This is a genomic window from Methylobacterium sp. J-059 (assembly GCF_022829485.1).
In the GTDB taxonomy this organism is placed as follows: domain Bacteria; phylum Pseudomonadota; class Alphaproteobacteria; order Rhizobiales; family Beijerinckiaceae; genus Methylobacterium.
Genome location: NZ_JAKSYA010000049.1, coordinates 1 through 18,737, shown reverse-complemented (window position 1 = coordinate 18,737; position 18,737 = coordinate 1). Strand labels below are relative to the sequence as shown.

Below are 18,737 nucleotides of genomic sequence, written 5' to 3'. Positions count from 1 at the left end.
CATCGGCGTCACGACCGCCGCGCCGGCGCGAGCCGGGGCGACAGGGCGAGCATCAGCGGGATCACGGCGAACGCCGTCGCCGCGGCCGCCATCGCCGCCCAGCCGGGCCCGACCGCATCGCCGAGCGGCCCGTAGAGCAGGGGCGTCGCCAGCGCGCTGAAGCCGAGGGTGCAGGTGTAGAACACGGCGAAGGCGCGCTCGACGCGCCCGCCCGGCGCGAGCTCCGGCACCGTGCCGTAGAGGACGGAGGAGGTGCCGTTCAGCAGCAGGCCGAGCAGCGGCAGCACGGCGATGGCAGGCGCGAGCGGCAGGGCGACGACGGCGAGGATCGCTGCCGCCGTCCCGGCCTCGGTGACGATCACGCTCGGCGTCACGCCAAAGCGGGCGCCGAGACGGCCGAACGCCGCCTTGCCCAGCGCGCCGCCGACCGCGACGAGGGCGAACGCGATCCCGACGGTCGCGAGCGCTGCCCCCTTCGCCTGGAGCAGGAACGGCAGGTAGATGAGGAAGGCCGGCCGCGCCGCGTTGTCGAGCATGCCGATCGCCACCAGCAGCCCGAACCCGGCCCGGCCCTCCCGCGCCCCGCCGGCCGGGGTCGCCCGCGGCTCGCCCGGCTCGGCTTCGCGCGACGCCGGCTCACGCGGCAGCAGGACGGCGACGGCGATCGCGACCGCGGCACCGAGGCCGGCGACGATCCACAGCACGGCGCGCCATTCGGCGCGGAGGAGGAGGAAGCCGACGAGGGGCGGCAGCGCCGCCTTCCCGAGGTCGCCGGTGAAGTTGTAGGTGCCGAGCGGCCCGCGCGCGGCCTTTCCATACGCCCGGGCGATGACCGCCGAGGCGAGCGGGTGCTGCGTGCTGCTGCCGGCCCCCGAGAGGGCGAGGGCGAGGCACAGGGTGACGAGGCCGCCCGACGCGCCGGCGAGAGCGTAGCCGGCCGCGCCGAGCAGCGTCCCGAGCACGAGCACGGTGCGCAGGCCGAGCCGGCGGGCGACGGCGGTGGCCGGCATCTGCAGCCCGGCCAGCGCGCCGACGTAGAGCGAGCGCAGCACGGCCAGCGCGACGTAGCCGAGGCCGAACTCCGCCTGCCACACCGGCAGCAGCACGTAGATCAGGTCGGTGTAGCCGTCGTGGAGCGCGTGGTTCAGGCCGACCACCGCGAGCGAGCGCCCCGCCTCCGCGACCTGGGCCGGCTCGGATGGGGCGGCGAGGTTCGGTGGGCGCGCGGAGCGGCTGTCCGTGTTGCTGGCCGTGTTCATGGCCGGCAGGATGCCGTCCTCGCCGCCGGCTGACAAACGCCTTATGTTGACGTGCGTGTGAGGAAAGCTGACGCGCATGCATCGCCGACTGCCGCCGCTCAACGCGCTCAAGGCCTTCGAGGCCGCCGGCCGGCACCAGAGCTTCACGCTGGCCGCGTCGGAACTCGGCGTGACGCACGGTGCCGTGAGCCGGCACGTCCAGGCGCTCGAGGCCTGGCTCGGGACGCCGCTGTTCGAGCGCCACAACCGTCGCGTCGTCCTGACGGAAGCCGGGCGGGGCTACCTCGCCGAGATCGGGGCCGCCCTCGACCGCGTCGCGCTCGCGACCGCGCGGCAGATGGAGCGGGGGCAGGCGCGCGTGCTGCATGTGAACGCGCTCGCGACCTTCACGCTGCGCTGGCTGATCCCGCGCCTCTCGGCCTTCCAGCGCGGCAACCCGGCGATCGAGGTCCGGCTGACCACCTCGAACGTGCCGCTCGCCCACATCGTCGAGCCGTTCGACGTCGCGATCCGCGGCGGGCCGGACACGTGCCCCGGCTATGTCCGTCAGCGTTTCCTGACCGAGCGGCGCATCCCCGTCTGCAGCCCGGCGCTGCTGCAGCGCCTGCCGCTCCGCACGCCGGCGGACCTGGAGCGCCACACGCTGCTGCACGCGGCGACGCTGCCCGAGGTGTGGCCGCACTGGCTGCAGGCCGCCGGCGTGCCGAACCTCGGCCCGGCGCGCTCGGTGACGCTGGAGCACTTCTACCTCACGCTGCAAGCCGCCCTCGACGGGCTGGGCGTGGCGATGGGGCCGGAGCGGTTGATCGCCGACGACGTGGCGGCCGGCCGGCTGACGCTGCCGTTCGACGGCCCGGCGCTGCCGGCGCGCAGCTACTACGCCTACGTCCCGGAGGCCCGCGCCGAGGACCCGGCCGTGCGCGCCTTCTGCGACTGGCTTTCGAAGGCCGCCTGAGCCTCGCCGACGGAAGCCCGCCGCATGCAACCGGACTGACGCTGGATACCGACGACGCGCATTAGCGGTTGCCATCCGGACGCGGCCTCGGGCATGGCGGGGCGACGACGATGAGCCGGCCTCCGGGGGCGGAGCCGGGCGGCGGGGTGGCGATGGCGATCAATCAGGAAGCAGTCGAGCGGCTCGCGGAAGCCTCCGCCCTGCGGGTGCTCGTCCAGACGGTCGCGGTGCTGGTGTTCGAGCAGAGCGGCCTGCCGCCGGACCGGGTGCGCGCGCTCGGGCGCAGCCTCAGCGCCGAGATGTCGGACATCGAGATCCCCGGCGCCGGCGGCCCCGACCTCGACGCCATCCGCCAGGCGAATGCGCAGGCGGTGGTGGCCGCCTTCGAGAGCGTCGCCGAGGCGATGCGGGACGGCGGCGCGGCGACCTCCGGCGCCTGACCGGTTCCGGACCGGCCGCGGCGCCTCCGGATCGGCGTCGGCGAGGATGCCGACGGCCACGTTGCGTGCGGTCCCGATCACGGCCGACGCCGCCGACGAAGCGGCTTCCCGCCGGCGTATCGCGACCCGGCACAGCCGGCACGATCGCCGCAGCGCGCGGCGCCGCCGGCCCTCAAGCCCCGGCCGGGTCCATCGCGCGGCGAACGAGCGCCCCCATTCAGCAGCAGCGCGCCGACGGAACATCGCGTCTCGCCGATGACGTCCCCCCGACCTGCGGAAGTGCGCGTCACGGACGATCTCAGCAGAGACAATCGCCTTGAAACACTTTTCTGTATTATCTATATTTGATAAATCGAAATTCTGTCTCAGAATATACTGCTATTCTGAGTGCCGCATCACGAAACTATTCGGACGATCGTCGGCGATATTCGTCGGGTCCGACGATCGCGGAAAAGTGATGCCTGCCATCGTCGCGGGATTCGGGCAAAACAGATAGCTCCTTTTGCATAGATAAAAGTCGATCGTTGCAGCGGTAGAAAAGTCGGAAGCTACAACCAACTTACGATTGTTTCATGAGATGTGGCACGATTCAGTAACGTCCGGCATCCCCTCGCGCGGATACGCCGAGGGTCGCGGATCGAAACGTCGGGGATCTTGGATCGGCGCGATCCGTGTCCTCGAAGCGCCTCGCGACGGGGGCCGTCGCAGGTCTTTCGACGGGCGTTGCATGCAGCCGAAGAGATCGCAGCTCGGAGATCCCGATCCTCACGTCCTTCGCGGAATGATCGTCGGTGCGGTCGGGAGATAGGCCAGGGCAAGAACAGGGCACGATGAAGGGCAAGGCGAATTCGAGGTCGGGGATCTGGCGACCCAGGGGACGCATAGCCGAGTCGATCGGCTCCGCGACGAACGTCCGGGATTTCAACGATCGGGACATGGTCCCGGTGCAGTTCGAGATCGGGCGGTCGTCCGAGATCAAGATCGAGCTCGTCGGCAGCCAGAGCGATCTGCTCAGTTTCTGGGACGTGAGGTCCGTCGGCCCCTACAGCAGAAGGCCGAAATCCGCTTACGACATCGTGACGATCAACTTCACGTTGGGCGGGCATACGAACTACGTTTTCCAGGATGGTCGTGCCATGGGGGCGCCGACGACCGCGATCCTCGCCGATCATCAGGATCTGAGCGATGCGCAATCGTCGGACGGGTTCCACCTGTTCGGCTGCTCGATCTCGAAACAGGCGTTGACGACCATCAACGCGGCTCTGACCGGCGGCGAAGCGACCGGTTTCCCGCCCTTCGCCCGGGGCGCCGACATGGGGGCGCCCGGCATCAGAGCCTTGTACTGCGCGATGCGGCAGATCTATCGCCGATGCCTCGAGGTCGAGCCTTCGGGCGATCACACCCTGGCGCTGATGCAGGAGATCCTGGGGTATCAACTGCTTTCGGCCTGGCCGAGGCGGGCGGAGGCGATCGCCGACGTCCGGCGGCAGGCCCGGCCGTCGCGCCTGAGCCTCGCGAAGGACTATATTCAGACGTATCTCGCCACGCCCCTGGCGTTGAGCGACATCGCCGCGGCCGCCGGGCTGAGCGTCCGCGGGTTGCAGGACAACTTCCGCCGGTCGGTCGACCAGACGCCGTTCCAATACATCATCCAGCAGCGCCTGATGCGCGTCCACGAAGATCTCGTCGCGACTTCGAACATGAATCTCTCCGTCGGAGACATCGCAAGACGGTGGGGCTTCGTCCACATGAGCGATTTCGGGCAGCGCTATCGCCGCATGTACGGGTGTGCACCGACCCAGACCCGTCGCGAAGCATCCGGTCGCCCCTGACCACCGACATCCCGTCGCGGACGAGGCGGGGATGCCGCGGTGGAACCCAGGATCACCCAATGTTCAACCAGAGGTATGGGAAGTCGCGAAAAGTATCAATTTTGCGATGCGCAGTATCACAAACGTGATCTCGTCGGCGGATCGGCATGTCGATGCCAATTCTGACGGGAGTATAAGCCGGTCTTAACTATTTATAGTCTAGGTTGTGCCTGGAATTCATCGCCTGCCTGTACGAATTCTCGCCTCGAAGGACGAGCACGCTGGGAAGCCGATGATTGGACGGGGGGACGGCATGTTGACATTTCGAAATCATCGCGCCTCGATCGCGGCGGATCTGCTGGACAAATCGCAGGCCGTGATCGAGTTCGACCCCGGCGGCAAGATCCTCACCGCCAACGCCAACTTCCTCGCGGTGATGGGATACGGCCTCGACGAGATCCAGGGCCCGCCGTCATACGCGACCAGCGAGGCGTATCGGCAGTTCTGGGCGGATCTGGCGCAGGGCAAGTCGCAACAGGCCGCCTTCAGGCGCATCGCCAAGGGAGGCCGCGAGGTCTGGGTCCAGGCCTCCTACAACCCCGTGCTCGACCGCGCCGGCAAGACCATCAGGATCGTGAAGTTCGCGACCGACGTCACCGCCCACAAGCAGGAAGCGCTGGAGCTCGAGGGCCAGATCGCCGCCCTGCACCGGTCGCAGGCCGTGATCGCCTTCGAGCCCGACGGCACGATCCTCACCGCCAACGCGAACTTCCTCGATGCCGTCGGCTACCGGCTCGACGAGGTGAAGGGCCAGCACCACAGCATGTTCGTCACCGAGGCGGATCGCGCCACGGCCGCCTACCAGGAGTTCTGGAAGGCGCTCGCCCGCGGGGAATACCAGTCCGCCGAGTACCTTCGGATCGGCAAGGGCGGACGCGAGGTCTGGATCCAGGCGACCTACAACCCCGTCACCGATGCGGAGGGGCGCACGGTCAAGGTCGTCAAGTTCGCGACCGACATCACCGAGCAGGTGCGCGAGCGGCAGCGCCGCGTCGAAGCGCAGCGGGCGATCGGCACGGATCTCGATGCGATCGGCGCGGCGACCGAGGACGTCATGCGCCAGACCTCGGAGGCGGCCACCACGGTGGCGCGCGTTTCCGGCGACATCCAGAGCGTGGCCTCGGGCGCGGAGGAGCTCTCGGCCTCGGTCGGCGAGATCAGCCAGCAGGTCAGCCACGCCGCTCAGATCGCCGGCCAGGCCGTCCATCAGACCGAGCGCACGGGCAACATCGTCGCCGGCCTGAGCAGCCAGGCCGCCCAGATCGGCGACGTCGTCGCCCTGATCCAGGGCATCGCCGCCCAGACCAACCTGCTCGCGCTGAACGCCACGATCGAGGCGGCGCGCGCCGGGGCGGCGGGCAAGGGCTTCGCCGTGGTGGCGGCCGAAGTGAAGGCGCTGGCCGAGCAGACCGGCAAGGCCACGGATCAGATCCGGGGCCAGATCGTCGCGACGCAGAACGCCACCCGCGATGCCGTCGACGCGATCGCCTCGATCCAGACCACGATCCAGACGCTCAACGACGTGTCGAACGCGATCGCGGCGGCGGTCGAGGAGCAGTCCGCGGTGACGCAGGAGATCTCGGGCAACATGCAGACCGCCTCGCGCGGCGTGTCGGTGATCGCGTCGGGCATGGACATGATCGCCCAGGCCAGCGAGCGGGTGGATCACGCGACGCGGCAGGTCCGCGAAGCGTCGCGGGCGCTGGGATGATCTTGAGCATAGATCTGCCGTTCCCGGCGCCAGACCTCGAGATGATGGGGGAGGTCTATCTGTAATCTGTCCAAGCTGAGCGCGACAACGAAAATCCAACATGGACCGCCGTCATGGCCGAGCTTCTTCTGATCAGCGACGACCCGGCCCGCACGGCACGGCTGGCACGCGACCTGCGAAACTTCGAGGGCTCGACCATCTACGACCTCTACGACGACGAGCCGTATCCGGGGCCGCCGCGACTGATCGTCAGCGACGTGAAGGCGCTGACCTCCGAGGCGCTTCAGCGCCTGCGCCAGGTGCTCGAGCGGGTTCGCGGCCAGCACGTGCCCTACGTCTGCCTGCTGCACGACGACGGCGGCCGCACGCGCGCGTACGCCGACCTCCTGGGCGCCTCCAGCCTGCTGAGCGCCGCCGCCGGCGCGGGTGCCTTGGTCGATACCCTGACGGGCCTGCTGGAGCGGGCGGCGCCGATGCCGGCGGCGATGCAACGCTACGGCGAGATGGCCGAGCAGTTCCTGCGCAAGACCTTCGTGCCCGGCCGCTCGGTCACGCCGGCCGAGATCGAGGCCGGAACGAAGCTCGTGGCGAGCGCGGTGCAGGAGGTCGACATCCGCTCCTGGGTGCGCGCCGTCCGGCGCTTCGACGACGCCACCCACCGGCACTGCATGCTCGTGGCCGGGCTGTCGGCGGCCTTCGGCGGCATCCTCGGCCTGAAAGCGGCCGACCGCCATCACCTCGTCAAGGCGGCCCTGCTGCACGACGTCGGCAAGATGGAGATCGACCCCGCCATCCTGAACAAGCCGGGCAGGCTCGACGACGGGGAGATGGCCGTGATGCGCACCCACGCCGCGCTGGGATACGCCATGCTGGTGGGGCGCGGGTTCGACGACACCCTGCTCGCGGTCGTGCGCTCGCATCACGAGATGCTCGACGGCTCGGGCTATCCCGACGGGCTCGCCGGCCGCGCGATCCCGGATCTCGTCCGCCTCGTCACGATCTGCGACATCTTCGGCGCGCTGATCGAGCGCCGCCCCTATCGCGCGCCGATGCCGAACGCGAAGGCCTACGACATCCTGGTCGGGATGGGCGGACGGCTCGACACCGACCTCGTCCGCGCCTTCAGGCCGGTCGCGAACGCGTTCTGACGCCGACGCCGCGCGCCCGGTCGCGCGCGCCCGCTCAATGTGCGGCGGGCGCGTCGTGGACGAGGTCGGCGAGCGGGACGCCGACCTTCGCCAGGGACAGGGGCGGCGTCCGGCCGCTCGGGAACGTCGTCTCCCACCCGCCGCCGAGCGCCCGCGACAGGGAGACGAAGTCGGTCGAGATCGCGGCGGTGGCCTGAGCCAGGTTGACCTCCGCCTGGAGCACGGTCTGCGACGCCTGCAGGACCGTGGTGAAGGTGTCGACGCCCTGCTCGTAGCGCGACCGCGACAGCGACAGCGCCTGGCGCGCATCGCCGACCTGCCTGGACAGGCGCGCCCGCCGGCCCTCGTCGGCGCGCAACGCGGCGAGCGCGTTGACGATGTCGTGCCAGCCCTGGAGCACGGCCTTCTGGTAGGCGATCGCCGCCTCCTGCTGCCGGGCGCGCTGGAGCACGAGGTTCGCCTTGAGCCGGCCGCCGTCGAAGAGCGGAATCGAGATCGACGGGCCGACGTTCATGTACTGCAGCGACGAGACCCGGAAGATCTTTCCGGGATCGACCGCGTTGCCGGTCGGGCTGGCGCTCAAGGTCACGGTCGGGAAGAACTGCGCCTCGGCGACCCCGATCTCGGCCACGGCGGCGTGCAGGTTGGCTTCCGCGGCGCGGATATCGGGACGGCGCAGGACGAGGGTCGACGGGATGCCGACCGGCACCCGCGGCGGCACCGGCGGGATCGCCCGGGCGGTGACCAGCTCCTGCGACAGGGCGAGCGGCGCCTCGCCGAGCAGGAGCGAGATCGCGTTGATCTGCTGGATCTCCTGCTGTTGCAGCCCGGGCAGCTGCGCCTTGATCGCCTCGACCTGCTGCGCCGCGCTGGCGATGTCGAGGCCGGTGACGAGGCCCTTCTGCTGGCGTACCCGCACCACGTCGAGGATCTGCTCGTTGACGCGGATGTTGGCGAGGTTGATCCGCATCTGCTCCTGGGTGCCCCGCAGCTGCACGTAGTTGCGGGCGAGGTCGGACTGGCTCGAGACCAGGATGTCGCGGCGCTGATCCGCGGACGCGTCGGCCTGAGCCTCCGCGGCCTCGACCGAGCGGCGGACCCGGCCCCAGAGATCGAGCTCCCACGATGCGTCGAGCCCGAGGGTGTAGCTCTCGAACCCGTTGGTCAGCGGTGCGGTCGGGTTGGCGCCCGCCGCCCCGCCGCCGGTCAGGCCGCCGAGGGAGCCGGACAGGAGGCCGATCGTCCCGTTCTGGCTGTACTGCATGCGGTAGGCGTTGCCGGTGCCGCCGATCGTCGGCAGCGTCGCGGCGTTCGCGGTGGTGAGCTGGGCCCGGCTCTCGAACAGGCGCGCGGTCGCGGTCTTCACGTCGAGGTTCTGCGCGGCCACGCGCTCCTCGAGCCGGGTCAGGATCGGATCGCGGAAGGCCTGCCACCAGGCGATGTCCGGCTCGGCCTGGCTGGTGCGCGCCGTCAGGCGCCGTGCCGCCCGGGCCGGGACGCCGGTGTCGAGGTAGTCGCTCGCGTCGGCGAGCGGCGTCGGCGGAACGGAGAAGTCGGGGCCGACCGTGCAGCCGGCCAGGCCGAGCATCGCGGCGAGCGCGAGGAGGGAGGCCCGGCCCGACAGCGCAGCCGAGGCCTTCGCGCGGGACCGGCCTTCGAACATTCGGCGGGATGTCATGTCAGTGTCCTCCGCCCTCGGCCTTGGCGGTCCGGGCCGATATCAGGAAGCAGAGCGGCACGACGAGGAACGCCAGCAGCGCCACGTATTGGTACACGTTGCTGTAGGCCAGGATCTGAGCCTGCTTCGTGTAGGTCTGGTAGGTCTGCGCGACGGCCTGCTGGTGCACCACCGAGGCGGCACGCCCGAGCGAGCGCAGCGTCTGCTCGGTCTCCTGGATCAGCGTGGCGTAGCCCTGTCGCAGCGGCGTCATAAACGTCGAGAGGTGGGCCTGGTCGGCCTGCGTCCGCTCCGTGACCGCGGCGGTCGAGAGCGAGATCCCGACCGAGCCGAACACGTTGCGGAACATCGAGAACAGCGCCGACGCGTCGCTGCGGTACTTCTGGGGCAGCGTCAGGTAGGCGACGGTGGAGATCGGCACGAACAGGAAGGCGAGCGCCGCCGTCTGGAGCGTGCGCATCCAGACCAGGGTCCGGAAGTCGATGTCGGGCGCGATCCGGCTCGAATAGAACATCGCCGCGCCCATGAAGGCGAACCCGAACATGATCAGGTAGCGGGTCTGCACGACCTTCATCATCAGGCCGACGAGCGGGATCAGCACGATCACCGCCACGCCGCCCGGCGACAGGATGAAGCCTGAATCGAGCGCGGTGTAGCCCAGCACCTGCTGCGCGAATTGCGGGATCAGGACCGAGCCCGCGTAGAGCAGGGCGCCGACCGCGCCGATGAGCAGGCAGCCGACGGCGAAGTTCCGGTCCCGGAACACCATCAGGTCGACCACAGGCGCCTTGGCCGTCAGCAGCCAGCAGATGGCGCCGAAGATCCCGAGGAAGGCGACGACGGCCATGATCCGGATGAAGGACGAGCTGAACCAGGCGTTGACCTCGCCGCGGTCAATCATGATCTGCATGCAGCCGATGCCGACGACGATCAGGGCCAGGCCGACGTAGTCGAGCCCGCGCGCGCGCTTCTCGGCCGCGGCCGGCGGGTCCTGGACCAGGTAGGCGTTGACGAACAGCGTGACGATGCCGACCGGCACGTTGATGAAGAAGATCCAGCGCCAGGTCGCGTGCTCGACGAGGTAGCCGCCGAGCGTCGGCCCGAGGACGGGCGCGACCACCGTCGCCACCGCCGTGACCCCGAAGGCCGCCCCGCGCTTGGCCGGCGGGAAGGTGTCCAGGATGATCGCCTGCTGGCTCGGCTGCAGGCCGCCGCCGAAGAAGCCCTGCATCAGGCGGAACAGGATGATCTGCCCGAGGCTCTGCGACAGCCCGCACAGGAACGAGGCCACCGTGAACATGCCGATGCAGATCAGGAAGTAGCGCTTCCGGCCGATCGTGTCGGAGAGCCAGCCGGCGATGGTCAGCACGATGCCGTTGGCGACGAGGTAGGCGGTGAGCGTGTAGGTCGCCTCGTCGTTCGAGGCGGCGAGCGAGCCCGCGATGTAGGGCAGGGCCACGTTGACGATGGTGGTGTCGAGCACTTCCATGAACGCCGCCAGCGTCACCGCGATCGCGATGAGCCAGGGGTTGTGAGCGGGTTTCCAGCCGTCCGAGGCCCCGCTCACTTCAGCATCACCGTCGGCACCACGCTGATGCCGAGCGGCAGCGGCTCCTCCTTCCTCAGGCCGGAATCGATCACGATCTTCACCGGCACGCGCTGGACGATCTTGATGAAGTTGCCGGTGGCGTTCTCGGCCGGGAAGGCGGAGAATTTCGAGCCCGACCCGCGCTGGATCGACTCGACGTGCCCCTGCAGGTCGAGGTCGGGATAGGCGTCGATCGCGATCCGCACCCGCTGCCCGGTCCGCATGCCGTCGAGCTCGGTCTCCTTGTAGTTGGCCGTCACCCAGACGTCGGTGGTGACCAGCGACATGACCTGCTGGCCGGCGGTGAGGTAGTCGCCGGCGTTGACGTTGCGCTTCGTCACCCAGCCGTCCTGCGGCGCCCGCACCACGCTCCATTCGATGTTCAGGTTGGCCTGCTCGACCTGCGCCCTGGCCTGCTCGGCCTGGCCCTTTATCTGGTCGACCTGCTGCTCGGACTGGCCGATGTTCTGCTGGACCGGCATTGCCTGGACGAGGCGGGCCTGGGCCTGCTCGACCTGCGCCTTGGCCTGCTGGTAGTTGGACGCGTTGGTCTCGACCTCCTGCTGCGTCGTGGCCAGCTTGGGCAGGCTCCTCTGCCGGTCGTAGTTGGCCTGCTGCAGGGCGAGGTTGGCCTTGGCCGAGTCGAGGTTCGCCTGCGCGAGCTGGAGGGCCGCGGGGAAGTTCTTCTTGGCGATCTCGACGCCGAGCCGCTGGCTGGCGATCTGGGCGTTGCTCGCGGCGAACTGGCCCTGGGCCTGCTCGCGGCTGTAGACGAACTGGCGCTGGTCGATGCGGAACAGCGTGTCGCCCTTGTGCACGAACTGGTTGTCCGTCACCTCGAGCGCGATCACCTGCCCGGCCACCTGCGGCGCGATCGTGACGATGTTGCCGTCGGTGTAGGCGTCGTCGGTGCTGATCGTCCCGCGGGTCGCGAGCCAGTAGGTCACGCCGCCCCCGGCGAGCAGCAGCAGGACCACCACGGCGATCCCGATGACCCAAGGCCGCCGCTTCCTGCGCGCGCGCTCGTCGGTTCCCTGGTCGTCCCCGTCCGATTTCTTGCCGCCGCGGTCGTCCCGGTCCTTCGCGTCGCCGCCCTTCCGATCATCGTCGTCCTGCCGATGGTCGTCTCGCCCATCGTGGTCTTGCCGATCGTCGTCGCCGTGCCGATCGTCGTCGCCTTGCCGCTCGCGGGCCTGCCAGCCCTCGGAGCGGTGGTCGCGCGCGTCGCGGCTGCGACGGGGATCTCCGTGATCCCGCTCGTCCGCGTACGGCTCCTCGTCCCTGCCGTCGCGGGGCCGATCCCGGACGACGCGCAACGCATCGCGGGCGGGGCGACGGCGGTCGTCGGCATCGCGGGCTGGCCCGCCCTGCCGGGGCGGCGAGCCGACGTCGAGCAGGTCGCGTCGACTCCGCGACGGCCTGGACAGGCCGGACGAGGTGCTTGCATCGACGTCACGCATGGAATGAATGCAAACCTTTCGTCCCACCGCACGTTCAGCGAGACGGCGTGGGCGATCGTCCGTACGGTGCGGCGAGTTATCCGAACCGAACGTTTCGTTTCTACCCTCAATCTGGATGGTGATGTCAAGCGAAACGAACGGTTCGGCTGATGGCTCTCGGATTCGTGTGCCGCGCGGATCGCGCCGTCGCGAGGAGATCGCCGCTGTGGCGGAGCGCGTGTTCCTTCAGCACGGGTTCTCGGACACCACGATGAAGATGGTGGCGAACGAGGCCGGGGCCTCGACCGAGACGCTCTATCGCCATTTCGGCTCGAAGGACGACCTGTTCATCGAGGTCGTGAGCAACCGGACGCGCGATCTCAGGCAGCGGATCGAGACCGATCTCGGGAGCAAGGGCCCGCTCCCGGCGGTGCTCCGGGCCTTCGGCACGAACCTCTACGGCGCGATGATCATGCCCGAGATGACGGCGCTCGCCCGCATCATCGTCGCCGAGGTCCAGCGCAACCCGGCCCTCGGCGAGGCGTTCTACGCGATGGCGCCGGGCCGCACGCAGCGGCACCTGACCGACTACCTCGAGGCGGCCCGGCGCGACGGCGCGTTCATCGGCGACGACCCGTTGCTCGCCGCGACCATGTTCATCGGGTTGATCATCGGGAAGGTGGTTCCGGTGTGCCTGTTCATCCCCCACAAGGACGACGGCAGCCGCGCCGACATGGAACGGCACGTGGACGAGGCCGTCCGCATCTTCCTCGCCGTGTATCAGGCGGCGCGCCCCGCAGCGTGACGTGGGCCGGCTTCGTAGGCCCCGCGCTCAGCGCAGGAACCGACGGCGCGCCGGGGCGGCGACGAGGATCGCCGCCGGGCCGAGGGCGGCCGCGAGCATCACCACGAAGCCCAGCGTGATCATCGCAAGACCGTCGCCGGACGAGCGCGGGTGCCGGAGAAGCGCGCCGGCGTCACGGGCGCGGCCGGACGTGGAGGAAGCTGCGCTCCCCCGTCGCCGCCTCGGTCACGTGCTGGATCGCGTCGAGGAGGTCCGCCATCCGCTTCGGCGCCGAGGCGGGCATCAGGCGGCCGGCATCCACGCGCCGGGTGTCGGTCCGGCCGGCGGCGATCTGCGCCTGGCTCAGGGCATCGAAGTCGCGGCTGGGGCGTCGCTTCATGGCGGTGTCTCTCCTCGGGACACCGTGGCCGGCGCGTGGTTGATGAAGCGTTAACGCGGCGCCGAGGTCCGGCCCCGCAGCCTCACGCCGGTCTCGCCGTGTCCTCGGGGGCGACGGCGAGCCGGAGGAAGCTGACGACGCTCGCGACGGCGGCGAAGGCGCCGCCGAGCCCCAGGGCGAGCGCCGGCCCATGCGCATCCGCGATCGCGAAGCAGGCGGCGACGAGCGCGGCGCCCATGGTCTGGCCGAGGAGACGGGAGGTGGCGACGATGCCGCTTGCCCCGCCCGATCGCGCCGGCGGCGCGCTCGTCATGATGGCACGCAGGTTCGGCGCCTGGAAGAAGCCGAAGCCCGCGCCGCAGATCGCCATGCGCCAGCCGATGTCGAGGACGGTCGGGCTCGCCGGCAGGGCGGCGAGCAGCCCCATGCCGACGGCGAGTCCGGCGAGCCCGATCCCGCCGAGCAGGCCCGGCGGGTAGCGGTCCGAGAGGCGCCCGGCCAGGGGAGCCATCAGCGCGACCACGACGGGCCACGGCGTCATCAGGAAGCCGGTCTCGACCTGCGTGCGCCCGAGCGTGTGCTGGAACAGGAAGGGCAGCGAGACGAAGGCGAGCCCCTGCGCCGCGAACGAGCACACCGAGGTCGTGGCGGAGAGGGCGAACAGCGGGCGCCGGAGGAGGTCGGCGGCCAGCATCGGCGCAGGATGCCCTGCCTGCCGCCGCAGCAGCAGCAGGAAGCAGGCGACCGAGCCGGCGGCCTCCGCCAGGATGCGCCAGAGCGGCCCCTCGTGCGCGGCCTCGCCGAGGCCGAGCACGAGCAGGGCGAAGGCGGACGCGTTGAGCAGCGAGCCGACCCCGTCGAAGCGGTGGCCGGAGCGGCCGGTCTCCGGCAGCGCGGTCCAGGCCAGCAGCAGGGCGGCGAGCCCGATCGGCACGTTGACGGCGAAGAGCCACGGCCACGGCGCCGCGACGAGGATCAGCGAGGCGACGGTCGGGCCGACCGCGAAGCCGATGCCGACCACGAAGGCGTTGAGGCCGACGCCGCGCCCGAGCTGGTGGGCCGGATAGATGAAGCGGATGAGGGCGATGTTGACCGCCATCAGGGCGCTCGCGCCGACGCCCTGGAGCACGCGGGCCGCGACGAGCGTCGGCAGCGACCAGGCCAGCGCGCAGACGAGCGAGGCGCCGGTGAACAGGATCAGCCCGCCGACGTAGATCCGCTGCTGGCCGACGATCTCGCCCAGCGCCGCGATCGGCAGCAGCGTCGCCACCACCGCGAGCTGGTACGCGTTGACGATCCACACCGAGGCGCCGGGATCGACCCCGAGATCGGCGGCGATGGTCGGCAGGGCGGTGTTGGCGATGGCGGTGTCGAGCGTCGCCAGCGCGACGCCGGTGAGCACCGCCACCATCGCCCGCCCGCGCTGGGCCGGAGGCAGGCCGTGATGGGTCGGCGTGCTCGACGGTGCGGGCGGAGGGGACATCGTGGGCTGGGGCTCGCGGCGGCAACGCGTGCTGCATGCGGCCATGGCGGGGATGCTGGCAAGTGCGCCGGCAAGCGCAACCACACGGTGTTGCTACGCTCCGGATGCATATCTCAATCGGGCCGACCGAGCCGTCGGTGAACCGGCGGCCGCCATCGACCCTGCGCGGCTCTCCGGCCGGGCTTGGCGAGATCGCCTCCGCCCGGCCGTCGTGCCGGCCGACCGCGTCGTCGGAGGCTCAGCAGCTCAACCGCCGGCCTTCGCGCCGGCCGAACACCCGGTAATGCGCCGCGCCCGAATCCACCTGCCCGCGGCTCACCGCGCGGCGAACGTCGGGGTTGCAGCGAAGGTACTCGGCCTCGTCGAACCCGAAGCGGCCGCCGCCGCGGCCGCGGTCGTCGTAGCCCCGGTCGCGATCGCGGTAGCGGTCGTCACGGCCGCCATACCCGGATTCGCGCTCGCCGTAGCCGTAGTCCCGGCCGCCGTAGGGCTGGGACAAGGCCGGCGCGACCGATCCGGCGATCGTCAGGCCCACCACCATCACCGTGCAAAGCGTCTTCATCGATCCACTCCCGTCGCTGGCACTTGCAACGGCGTGCGAAGGCTTTGGTTCACATCGGCTCGGAGCGCGCTGCGCCCGGGATTTCGCGACCCGCGGCATGTTGCATCGCCTGCCGAACGTCGAGGACCGACCGGTCCGATGTCGCGTTGCCCCCGCATCACCCCTTCGGATCGCGAGGAAGATCGACATGGCACAACCCACCTTTCCCGACAGGCCGGGCCACGGCGCCAACAGCGTCGAGCATCGCATCGGCCAGGACGTGGACGGCGTCGACCAGCTCAGCAGCGTCGTCCTGATGGGCCTCGCGATCGGCGGCGCGGCGCTGGCGCTGATCCTGGTGCACTTCCTGATCGGCTGAGGCGGGTCGGCTGGCACCTTCTCAACCGGAAGGCGAGGAACGATCGGATTGTGGCCGTGGTTTCACGCCGTGGCACCGACTCGGTGCGGCAGCAAGGACCCGGCACCGATGACCAAGACCCGTTTCACAGCCTCTGCGATCGCGGCCGCGGCCTTCGGCGCCGTTCTGATGTCGGCCGGCGCCGTCTCCGCCGCGACGCCGGCGCCCGCGCCGAGCCTCGTTCAGCCCGAGGCCCCGACCGTGCAGGTACGGATGACGCGCCGCTCGATGATGCGCCACCACACCATGCGGCGCCACATGATGCGCCGTGGCGGCGGACGGACGATCAGCACCAAGCTCGGTGCCAGGACGCGCTGAAGGCGCCTTTAAAGACGCGCCGATCGAAGCCCGACGATCGAGGGGCCCGGCCGGGGAGATCCAGGCCGGCTTTCTCGTGTGGAACGGAGACGGCGCAAGCTGGTTCTTCAGCAGAGTTTGGTAATTCACCGGAGGAAACACATTGTCTTTCAAGTCGATCACGCTCGCGTCCGCGTTCGTCCTGACCATGGGCACCGCCGCCTTCGCCCAGGGCGGAGCCTCCGACGGCGGCCCCGGCAGCCCGGGCGCCGGGCCGTCGGCCGGCGGCACGATCAGTGAGGGGTCGGCCGCAGGCCGGTCGTCCACCACCACCGGCACCGTCCCGAACGCAGGCACCACCGCGCCGAGCGCCACCATGGCGCCCGTCGCTCCCGGTGCCGCCGGCAACGGCGCGGGCCCGAGCGCGGGCGGCACCGTCAACAGCGGCAGCGCCCCGACCGCGAAGTAGGCTTCGCGTCGACGGCACGTCGTTCAGCCCGCCCGGTTCGCCGCGGCGGGCTTCTTCGTGCGCTCGCCCACCCTGCCGGCATCGCGCCCAAGGGCGGGGCGATGCGATCCCGCGTCGTCGCCGTATCTCGCGCGCGACGGCGCCGTTTGACGAGACCTGCGCCGACCGGACCGGTGGACGCGCTGGAGATCCCCGTGCCGCACAGACAGCCGCTTCACCTCTGGATCGTGCGCCACGGCGAGAGCGCCGGCAACGTCGCCCGCGATGCGGCGCAGGCCTCGGGCGCGGCGCGGATCGACATCCCCGAACGCGACGTGGACGTGCCGCTGAGCCCGCTCGGCCACCGGCAGGCCGAGGCGCTCGGCCGCTGGTTCGCCAGCCTGCCCGAGGACCAGCGTCCGAACCTCGTCCTGGCCTCGCCCTACCGCCGCGCGGTCGAGACCGCCGAGGGGATCCGCGCCGCCGGTGCGCTAACCGCGGACACCCCGCCGCTCCTCGTCGACGAGCGCCTGCGCGAGAAGGAGTTCGGGATCCTCGACCGGCTTACGCGCGCCGGAATCGAGCAGCTGCACCCGGAGCAGGCGGCGCTGCGCAGCGACCTCGGCAAGTTCTACCACCGGCCGCCCGGCGGCGAGAGCTGGTGCGACGTCATCCTGCGCCTGCGCGGCGCGCTTGACACGATGGCCCTGCACTACGAAGGCCAGCGCATCCTCCTCGTCGCCCACCAGGTGGTCGTCCTGTGCCTGCGCTACCTCCTGGAGAACATGACCGAGGGGGAGATCCTGGCGATCGACGCCGAGGGCGACATCGCCAATTGCGGGGTCACCGAGTACGTCCCCTCGGCGCGCGCCACACCCGGTGGTGCCCTCGACCTGATCCGCTACAACTTCGTCGCACCCCTTGAGGCACAGGGCGCCACCGTTACCTCCGAACCCGACACCAAGAGCTGAGCGACCGTCAGACCCTTGGGGCAAGGACCGGAGGGAAGCCATGAGCGCCGTCACACCGCTGACCGAGCACGTGCTCCGCGGCATGGCCCCTCCCGATCCGGACGGCGACAGCAAGGATGGGCGCGGCTGCGTCCTGATCGTCGCGGGCTGCACGGCGCTGCCGGGCGCCGTCCTGCTCGGCGCCAACGCGGCGATGCGCGTCGGGGCGGGAAAGCTGCAGATCGGCGTCTGCCGCGACCTCGCGATCCCGATCGGGATCGCCGTGCCGGAAGCCCTGGTGATCGGCCTGGCACAGACCGAGGCCGGCAGCATCGGGCGCGCCTGCGCCGACGATCTCGCGCAGCGGGCCGGCGCGAGCGACGCGATCCTGTGCGGGCCGGGGATGAGCGAGGACGCGGACACGGAAGCCGTGGTCGCCGCGCTCGTCCGCGGGGCGGACACGGCAGCCATCGTCCTGGATGCCGGGGCGCTCGCCGCGTTGCGCGCCGATCCGGACCTGACGCGCCGCCTGCCCAAGCCAGCGATCATCACCCCGCACGCCGGCGAGATGGCCAAGCTGCTGGACATCGACCGAGAGGCCGTCGAGGCCGACCCGCTGGCGGCGGCTCGCCGGGCCACCGAGCGCTTCGGGACGATCACGGTGATGAAGGGCGGCCGGACGCAGGTCGTCTCCCCCGACGGCCGCGCCTGGTGCTACGAGATGGGGCATGTCGGGCTGGCGATCTCGGGATCGGGCGACACGCTGGCGGGCCTCATCGTCGGCCTGCTCGCGCGCGGAACCGAGCCCGAAGCCGCGGCCCTGTGGAGCGTCTACGCCCACGGCGAGGCGGGCCGCCGGCTGGCGCGCCGCTACGGCGGAATCGGCTTCCTCGCCCGCGAGCTTCCGGCGGAGGTGCCGTGCATCCTCGCCGAGGTGATGACTTAAGCCGCGGCACCGCCGCCGCCCCACGCATACGGGAGAACCATCGATGTCGGAGCCGCCGGACGACAACCTGGACCACTACGCGCTCGGCTTCTACGCGCCGGGCAAGAACCTCCGCCGCGAAGACTGCCCCTATGCCGAGGGCATGGCGGCCCACGACCAATGGCTGGCCGGGTACGACGCGGCGGTCCGCGGCGACAGGCTGGACGATCGTCCCGCGTGACGCGCCTTTACGGATCGCCTTAGAGCGCCTAACAGAACGGCACCCTGAGCGTTGATGTGCGTTGGTGTTTCATGGCCCGCGCACTTCTTCCCGACGATCTCTGGGACGAGATCGCCCCGCTGCTTCCGCCTCCCCGACCCCGTCCGAAAGGCGGTCGACGG

20 protein-coding genes and 1 pseudogene are annotated in these 18,737 nt (G+C 70.6%); 14 read left to right on the top strand and 7 right to left on the bottom strand.

Annotated elements, in window-relative coordinates; all coding sequences use genetic code 11:
* Positions 1 to 8: 8 nt before the first annotated feature.
* Positions 9 to 1,259, bottom strand: coding sequence for an MFS transporter (locus MKK55_RS04875; RefSeq protein WP_243933561.1), 1,251 nt, complete (start codon positions 1,257 to 1,259; stop codon positions 9 to 11).
* A 76-nt stretch (positions 1,260 to 1,335) separates the two neighbouring features.
* Here MKK55_RS04875 and gcvA point away from each other — a divergent pair, with 76 nt between their 5' ends.
* The 5 genes from gcvA (at position 1,336) to MKK55_RS04850 (ending at position 7,384) form a co-directional block, all read left to right on the top strand.
* Positions 1,336 to 2,214: a transcriptional regulator GcvA gene (gcvA, locus tag MKK55_RS04870; protein ID WP_243933560.1), complete on the top strand. Its 879-nt coding sequence runs from the start codon at positions 1,336 to 1,338 to the stop codon at positions 2,212 to 2,214.
* Positions 2,215 to 2,324: 110 nt separating this feature from the next.
* A complete protein-coding gene (locus tag MKK55_RS04865; protein ID WP_147729600.1) occupies positions 2,325 to 2,654 on the top strand; it encodes a hypothetical protein in 330 nt (109 codons plus the stop codon).
* A gap of 830 nt (positions 2,655 to 3,484) precedes the next feature.
* On the top strand, positions 3,485 to 4,486 hold the full coding sequence (locus MKK55_RS04860; protein ID WP_147841906.1) for an AraC family transcriptional regulator: 1,002 nt from the start codon (positions 3,485 to 3,487) through the stop codon (positions 4,484 to 4,486).
* Positions 4,487 to 4,778: 292 nt separating this feature from the next.
* Entirely contained in the window at positions 4,779 to 6,236 is a 1,458-nt protein-coding gene (locus tag MKK55_RS04855; protein ID WP_243933559.1) for a methyl-accepting chemotaxis protein, read from the top strand.
* A gap of 113 nt (positions 6,237 to 6,349) precedes the next feature.
* The gene (locus tag MKK55_RS04850) at positions 6,350 to 7,384 is read left to right on the top strand and encodes an HD-GYP domain-containing protein (RefSeq protein WP_243933557.1); all 1,035 of its coding nucleotides are present in this window, start codon (positions 6,350 to 6,352) and stop codon (positions 7,382 to 7,384) included.
* Positions 7,385 to 7,418: 34 nt separating this feature from the next.
* Here the strand turns inward: MKK55_RS04850 and MKK55_RS04845 are convergent, their stop codons facing one another.
* From MKK55_RS04845 to MKK55_RS04835, 3 genes are read right to left on the bottom strand one after another with little or no spacing between them, the layout of a single operon-like run.
* Positions 7,419 to 9,062, bottom strand: a complete 1,644-nt coding sequence (locus MKK55_RS04845; protein WP_243933556.1) for an efflux transporter outer membrane subunit — start codon at positions 9,060 to 9,062, stop codon at positions 7,419 to 7,421.
* A gap of 1 nt (position 9,063) precedes the next feature.
* Complete coding sequence (locus MKK55_RS04840) at positions 9,064 to 10,629, bottom strand: DHA2 family efflux MFS transporter permease subunit (RefSeq protein ID WP_147841903.1); 1,566 nt, start codon at positions 10,627 to 10,629, stop codon at positions 9,064 to 9,066.
* On the bottom strand, positions 10,626 to 11,627 hold the full coding sequence (locus MKK55_RS04835) for an HlyD family secretion protein (protein WP_147727100.1): 1,002 nt from the start codon (positions 11,625 to 11,627) through the stop codon (positions 10,626 to 10,628). The genes MKK55_RS04840 and MKK55_RS04835 overlap by 4 nt, the downstream gene beginning before the upstream one ends.
* A 141-nt stretch (positions 11,628 to 11,768) precedes the next feature.
* Here MKK55_RS04835 and MKK55_RS04830 point away from each other — a divergent pair, with 141 nt between their 5' ends.
* Positions 11,769 to 12,260 (top strand): hypothetical protein, encoded by a 492-nt coding sequence (locus tag MKK55_RS04830; protein ID WP_187274773.1) that lies wholly within the window; start codon positions 11,769 to 11,771, stop codon positions 12,258 to 12,260.
* A gap of 55 nt (positions 12,261 to 12,315) precedes the next feature.
* A complete protein-coding gene (locus MKK55_RS04825; RefSeq protein ID WP_187275424.1) occupies positions 12,316 to 12,894 on the top strand; it encodes a TetR/AcrR family transcriptional regulator in 579 nt (192 codons plus the stop codon).
* Positions 12,895 to 13,066: 172 nt separating this feature from the next.
* Here the strand turns inward: MKK55_RS04825 and MKK55_RS04820 are convergent, their stop codons facing one another.
* The 3 genes from MKK55_RS04820 to MKK55_RS04810 all read right to left on the bottom strand — a co-directional run bounded on the left by MKK55_RS04820 (position 13,067) and on the right by MKK55_RS04810 (position 15,318).
* Positions 13,067 to 13,273, bottom strand: coding sequence for a hypothetical protein (locus tag MKK55_RS04820; protein ID WP_147727098.1), 207 nt, complete (start codon positions 13,271 to 13,273; stop codon positions 13,067 to 13,069).
* An 82-nt stretch (positions 13,274 to 13,355) separates the two neighbouring features.
* A complete protein-coding gene (locus MKK55_RS04815; protein WP_243933555.1) occupies positions 13,356 to 14,756 on the bottom strand; it encodes an MFS transporter in 1,401 nt (466 codons plus the stop codon).
* A gap of 238 nt (positions 14,757 to 14,994) precedes the next feature.
* The gene (locus MKK55_RS04810) at positions 14,995 to 15,318 is read right to left on the bottom strand and encodes a hypothetical protein (protein WP_147729602.1); all 324 of its coding nucleotides are present in this window, start codon (positions 15,316 to 15,318) and stop codon (positions 14,995 to 14,997) included.
* A 187-nt stretch (positions 15,319 to 15,505) separates the two neighbouring features.
* On the opposite strand from MKK55_RS04810, the gene MKK55_RS04805 reads away from it, so the two are divergent.
* From MKK55_RS04805 to MKK55_RS04775, 7 genes and pseudogenes are all read left to right on the top strand, one after another.
* Positions 15,506 to 15,676 carry a hypothetical protein gene (locus MKK55_RS04805; RefSeq protein ID WP_187274771.1) on the top strand — a complete coding sequence of 57 codons (171 nt, stop codon included), beginning with the start codon at positions 15,506 to 15,508 and terminating at the stop codon, positions 15,674 to 15,676.
* A 108-nt stretch (positions 15,677 to 15,784) separates the two neighbouring features.
* Positions 15,785 to 16,033 carry a hypothetical protein gene (locus MKK55_RS04800; protein WP_147841898.1) on the top strand — a complete coding sequence of 83 codons (249 nt, stop codon included), beginning with the start codon at positions 15,785 to 15,787 and terminating at the stop codon, positions 16,031 to 16,033.
* A 142-nt stretch (positions 16,034 to 16,175) separates the two neighbouring features.
* Positions 16,176 to 16,481 (top strand): hypothetical protein, encoded by a 306-nt coding sequence (locus MKK55_RS04795; protein ID WP_243933554.1) that lies wholly within the window; start codon positions 16,176 to 16,178, stop codon positions 16,479 to 16,481.
* A 194-nt stretch (positions 16,482 to 16,675) separates the two neighbouring features.
* Positions 16,676 to 17,431, top strand: a complete 756-nt coding sequence (locus MKK55_RS04790) for a histidine phosphatase family protein (RefSeq protein ID WP_147841896.1) — start codon at positions 16,676 to 16,678, stop codon at positions 17,429 to 17,431.
* A gap of 40 nt (positions 17,432 to 17,471) precedes the next feature.
* Positions 17,472 to 18,356: an NAD(P)H-hydrate dehydratase gene (locus MKK55_RS04785; RefSeq protein WP_243933553.1), complete on the top strand. Its 885-nt coding sequence runs from the start codon at positions 17,472 to 17,474 to the stop codon at positions 18,354 to 18,356.
* 43 nt (positions 18,357 to 18,399) lie between these two features.
* Positions 18,400 to 18,576 (top strand): ribosome modulation factor, encoded by a 177-nt coding sequence (locus MKK55_RS04780; protein WP_147729007.1) that lies wholly within the window; start codon positions 18,400 to 18,402, stop codon positions 18,574 to 18,576.
* 71 nt (positions 18,577 to 18,647) lie between these two features.
* Positions 18,648 to 18,737, top strand: a pseudogene (locus MKK55_RS04775) (IS5/IS1182 family transposase); the annotation flags it as partial.

Coding starts and splice junctions, on each gene's coding strand:
- MKK55_RS04850 (WP_243933557.1), top strand. CDS start 6,350: ATGGCCGAGCTTCTTCTGATCAGCGACGACCCGGCCCGCACGGCACGG.
- MKK55_RS04845 (WP_243933556.1), bottom strand. CDS start 9,062: ATGACATCCCGCCGAATGTTCGAAGGCCGGTCCCGCGCGAAGGCCTCG.
- MKK55_RS04785 (WP_243933553.1), top strand. CDS start 17,472: ATGAGCGCCGTCACACCGCTGACCGAGCACGTGCTCCGCGGCATGGCC.
- MKK55_RS04860 (WP_147841906.1), top strand. CDS start 3,485: ATGAAGGGCAAGGCGAATTCGAGGTCGGGGATCTGGCGACCCAGGGGA.
- MKK55_RS04865 (WP_147729600.1), top strand. CDS start 2,325: ATGAGCCGGCCTCCGGGGGCGGAGCCGGGCGGCGGGGTGGCGATGGCG.
- MKK55_RS04815 (WP_243933555.1), bottom strand. CDS start 14,756: ATGTCCCCTCCGCCCGCACCGTCGAGCACGCCGACCCATCACGGCCTG.
- MKK55_RS04810 (WP_147729602.1), bottom strand. CDS start 15,318: ATGAAGACGCTTTGCACGGTGATGGTGGTGGGCCTGACGATCGCCGGA.
- MKK55_RS04830 (WP_187274773.1), top strand. CDS start 11,769: ATGGTCGTCTCGCCCATCGTGGTCTTGCCGATCGTCGTCGCCGTGCCG.
- gcvA (WP_243933560.1), top strand. CDS start 1,336: ATGCATCGCCGACTGCCGCCGCTCAACGCGCTCAAGGCCTTCGAGGCC.
- MKK55_RS04800 (WP_147841898.1), top strand. CDS start 15,785: ATGACCAAGACCCGTTTCACAGCCTCTGCGATCGCGGCCGCGGCCTTC.
- MKK55_RS04820 (WP_147727098.1), bottom strand. CDS start 13,273: ATGAAGCGACGCCCCAGCCGCGACTTCGATGCCCTGAGCCAGGCGCAG.
- MKK55_RS04805 (WP_187274771.1), top strand. CDS start 15,506: ATGGCACAACCCACCTTTCCCGACAGGCCGGGCCACGGCGCCAACAGC.
- MKK55_RS04875 (WP_243933561.1), bottom strand. CDS start 1,259: ATGAACACGGCCAGCAACACGGACAGCCGCTCCGCGCGCCCACCGAAC.
- MKK55_RS04780 (WP_147729007.1), top strand. CDS start 18,400: ATGTCGGAGCCGCCGGACGACAACCTGGACCACTACGCGCTCGGCTTC.
- MKK55_RS04855 (WP_243933559.1), top strand. CDS start 4,779: ATGTTGACATTTCGAAATCATCGCGCCTCGATCGCGGCGGATCTGCTG.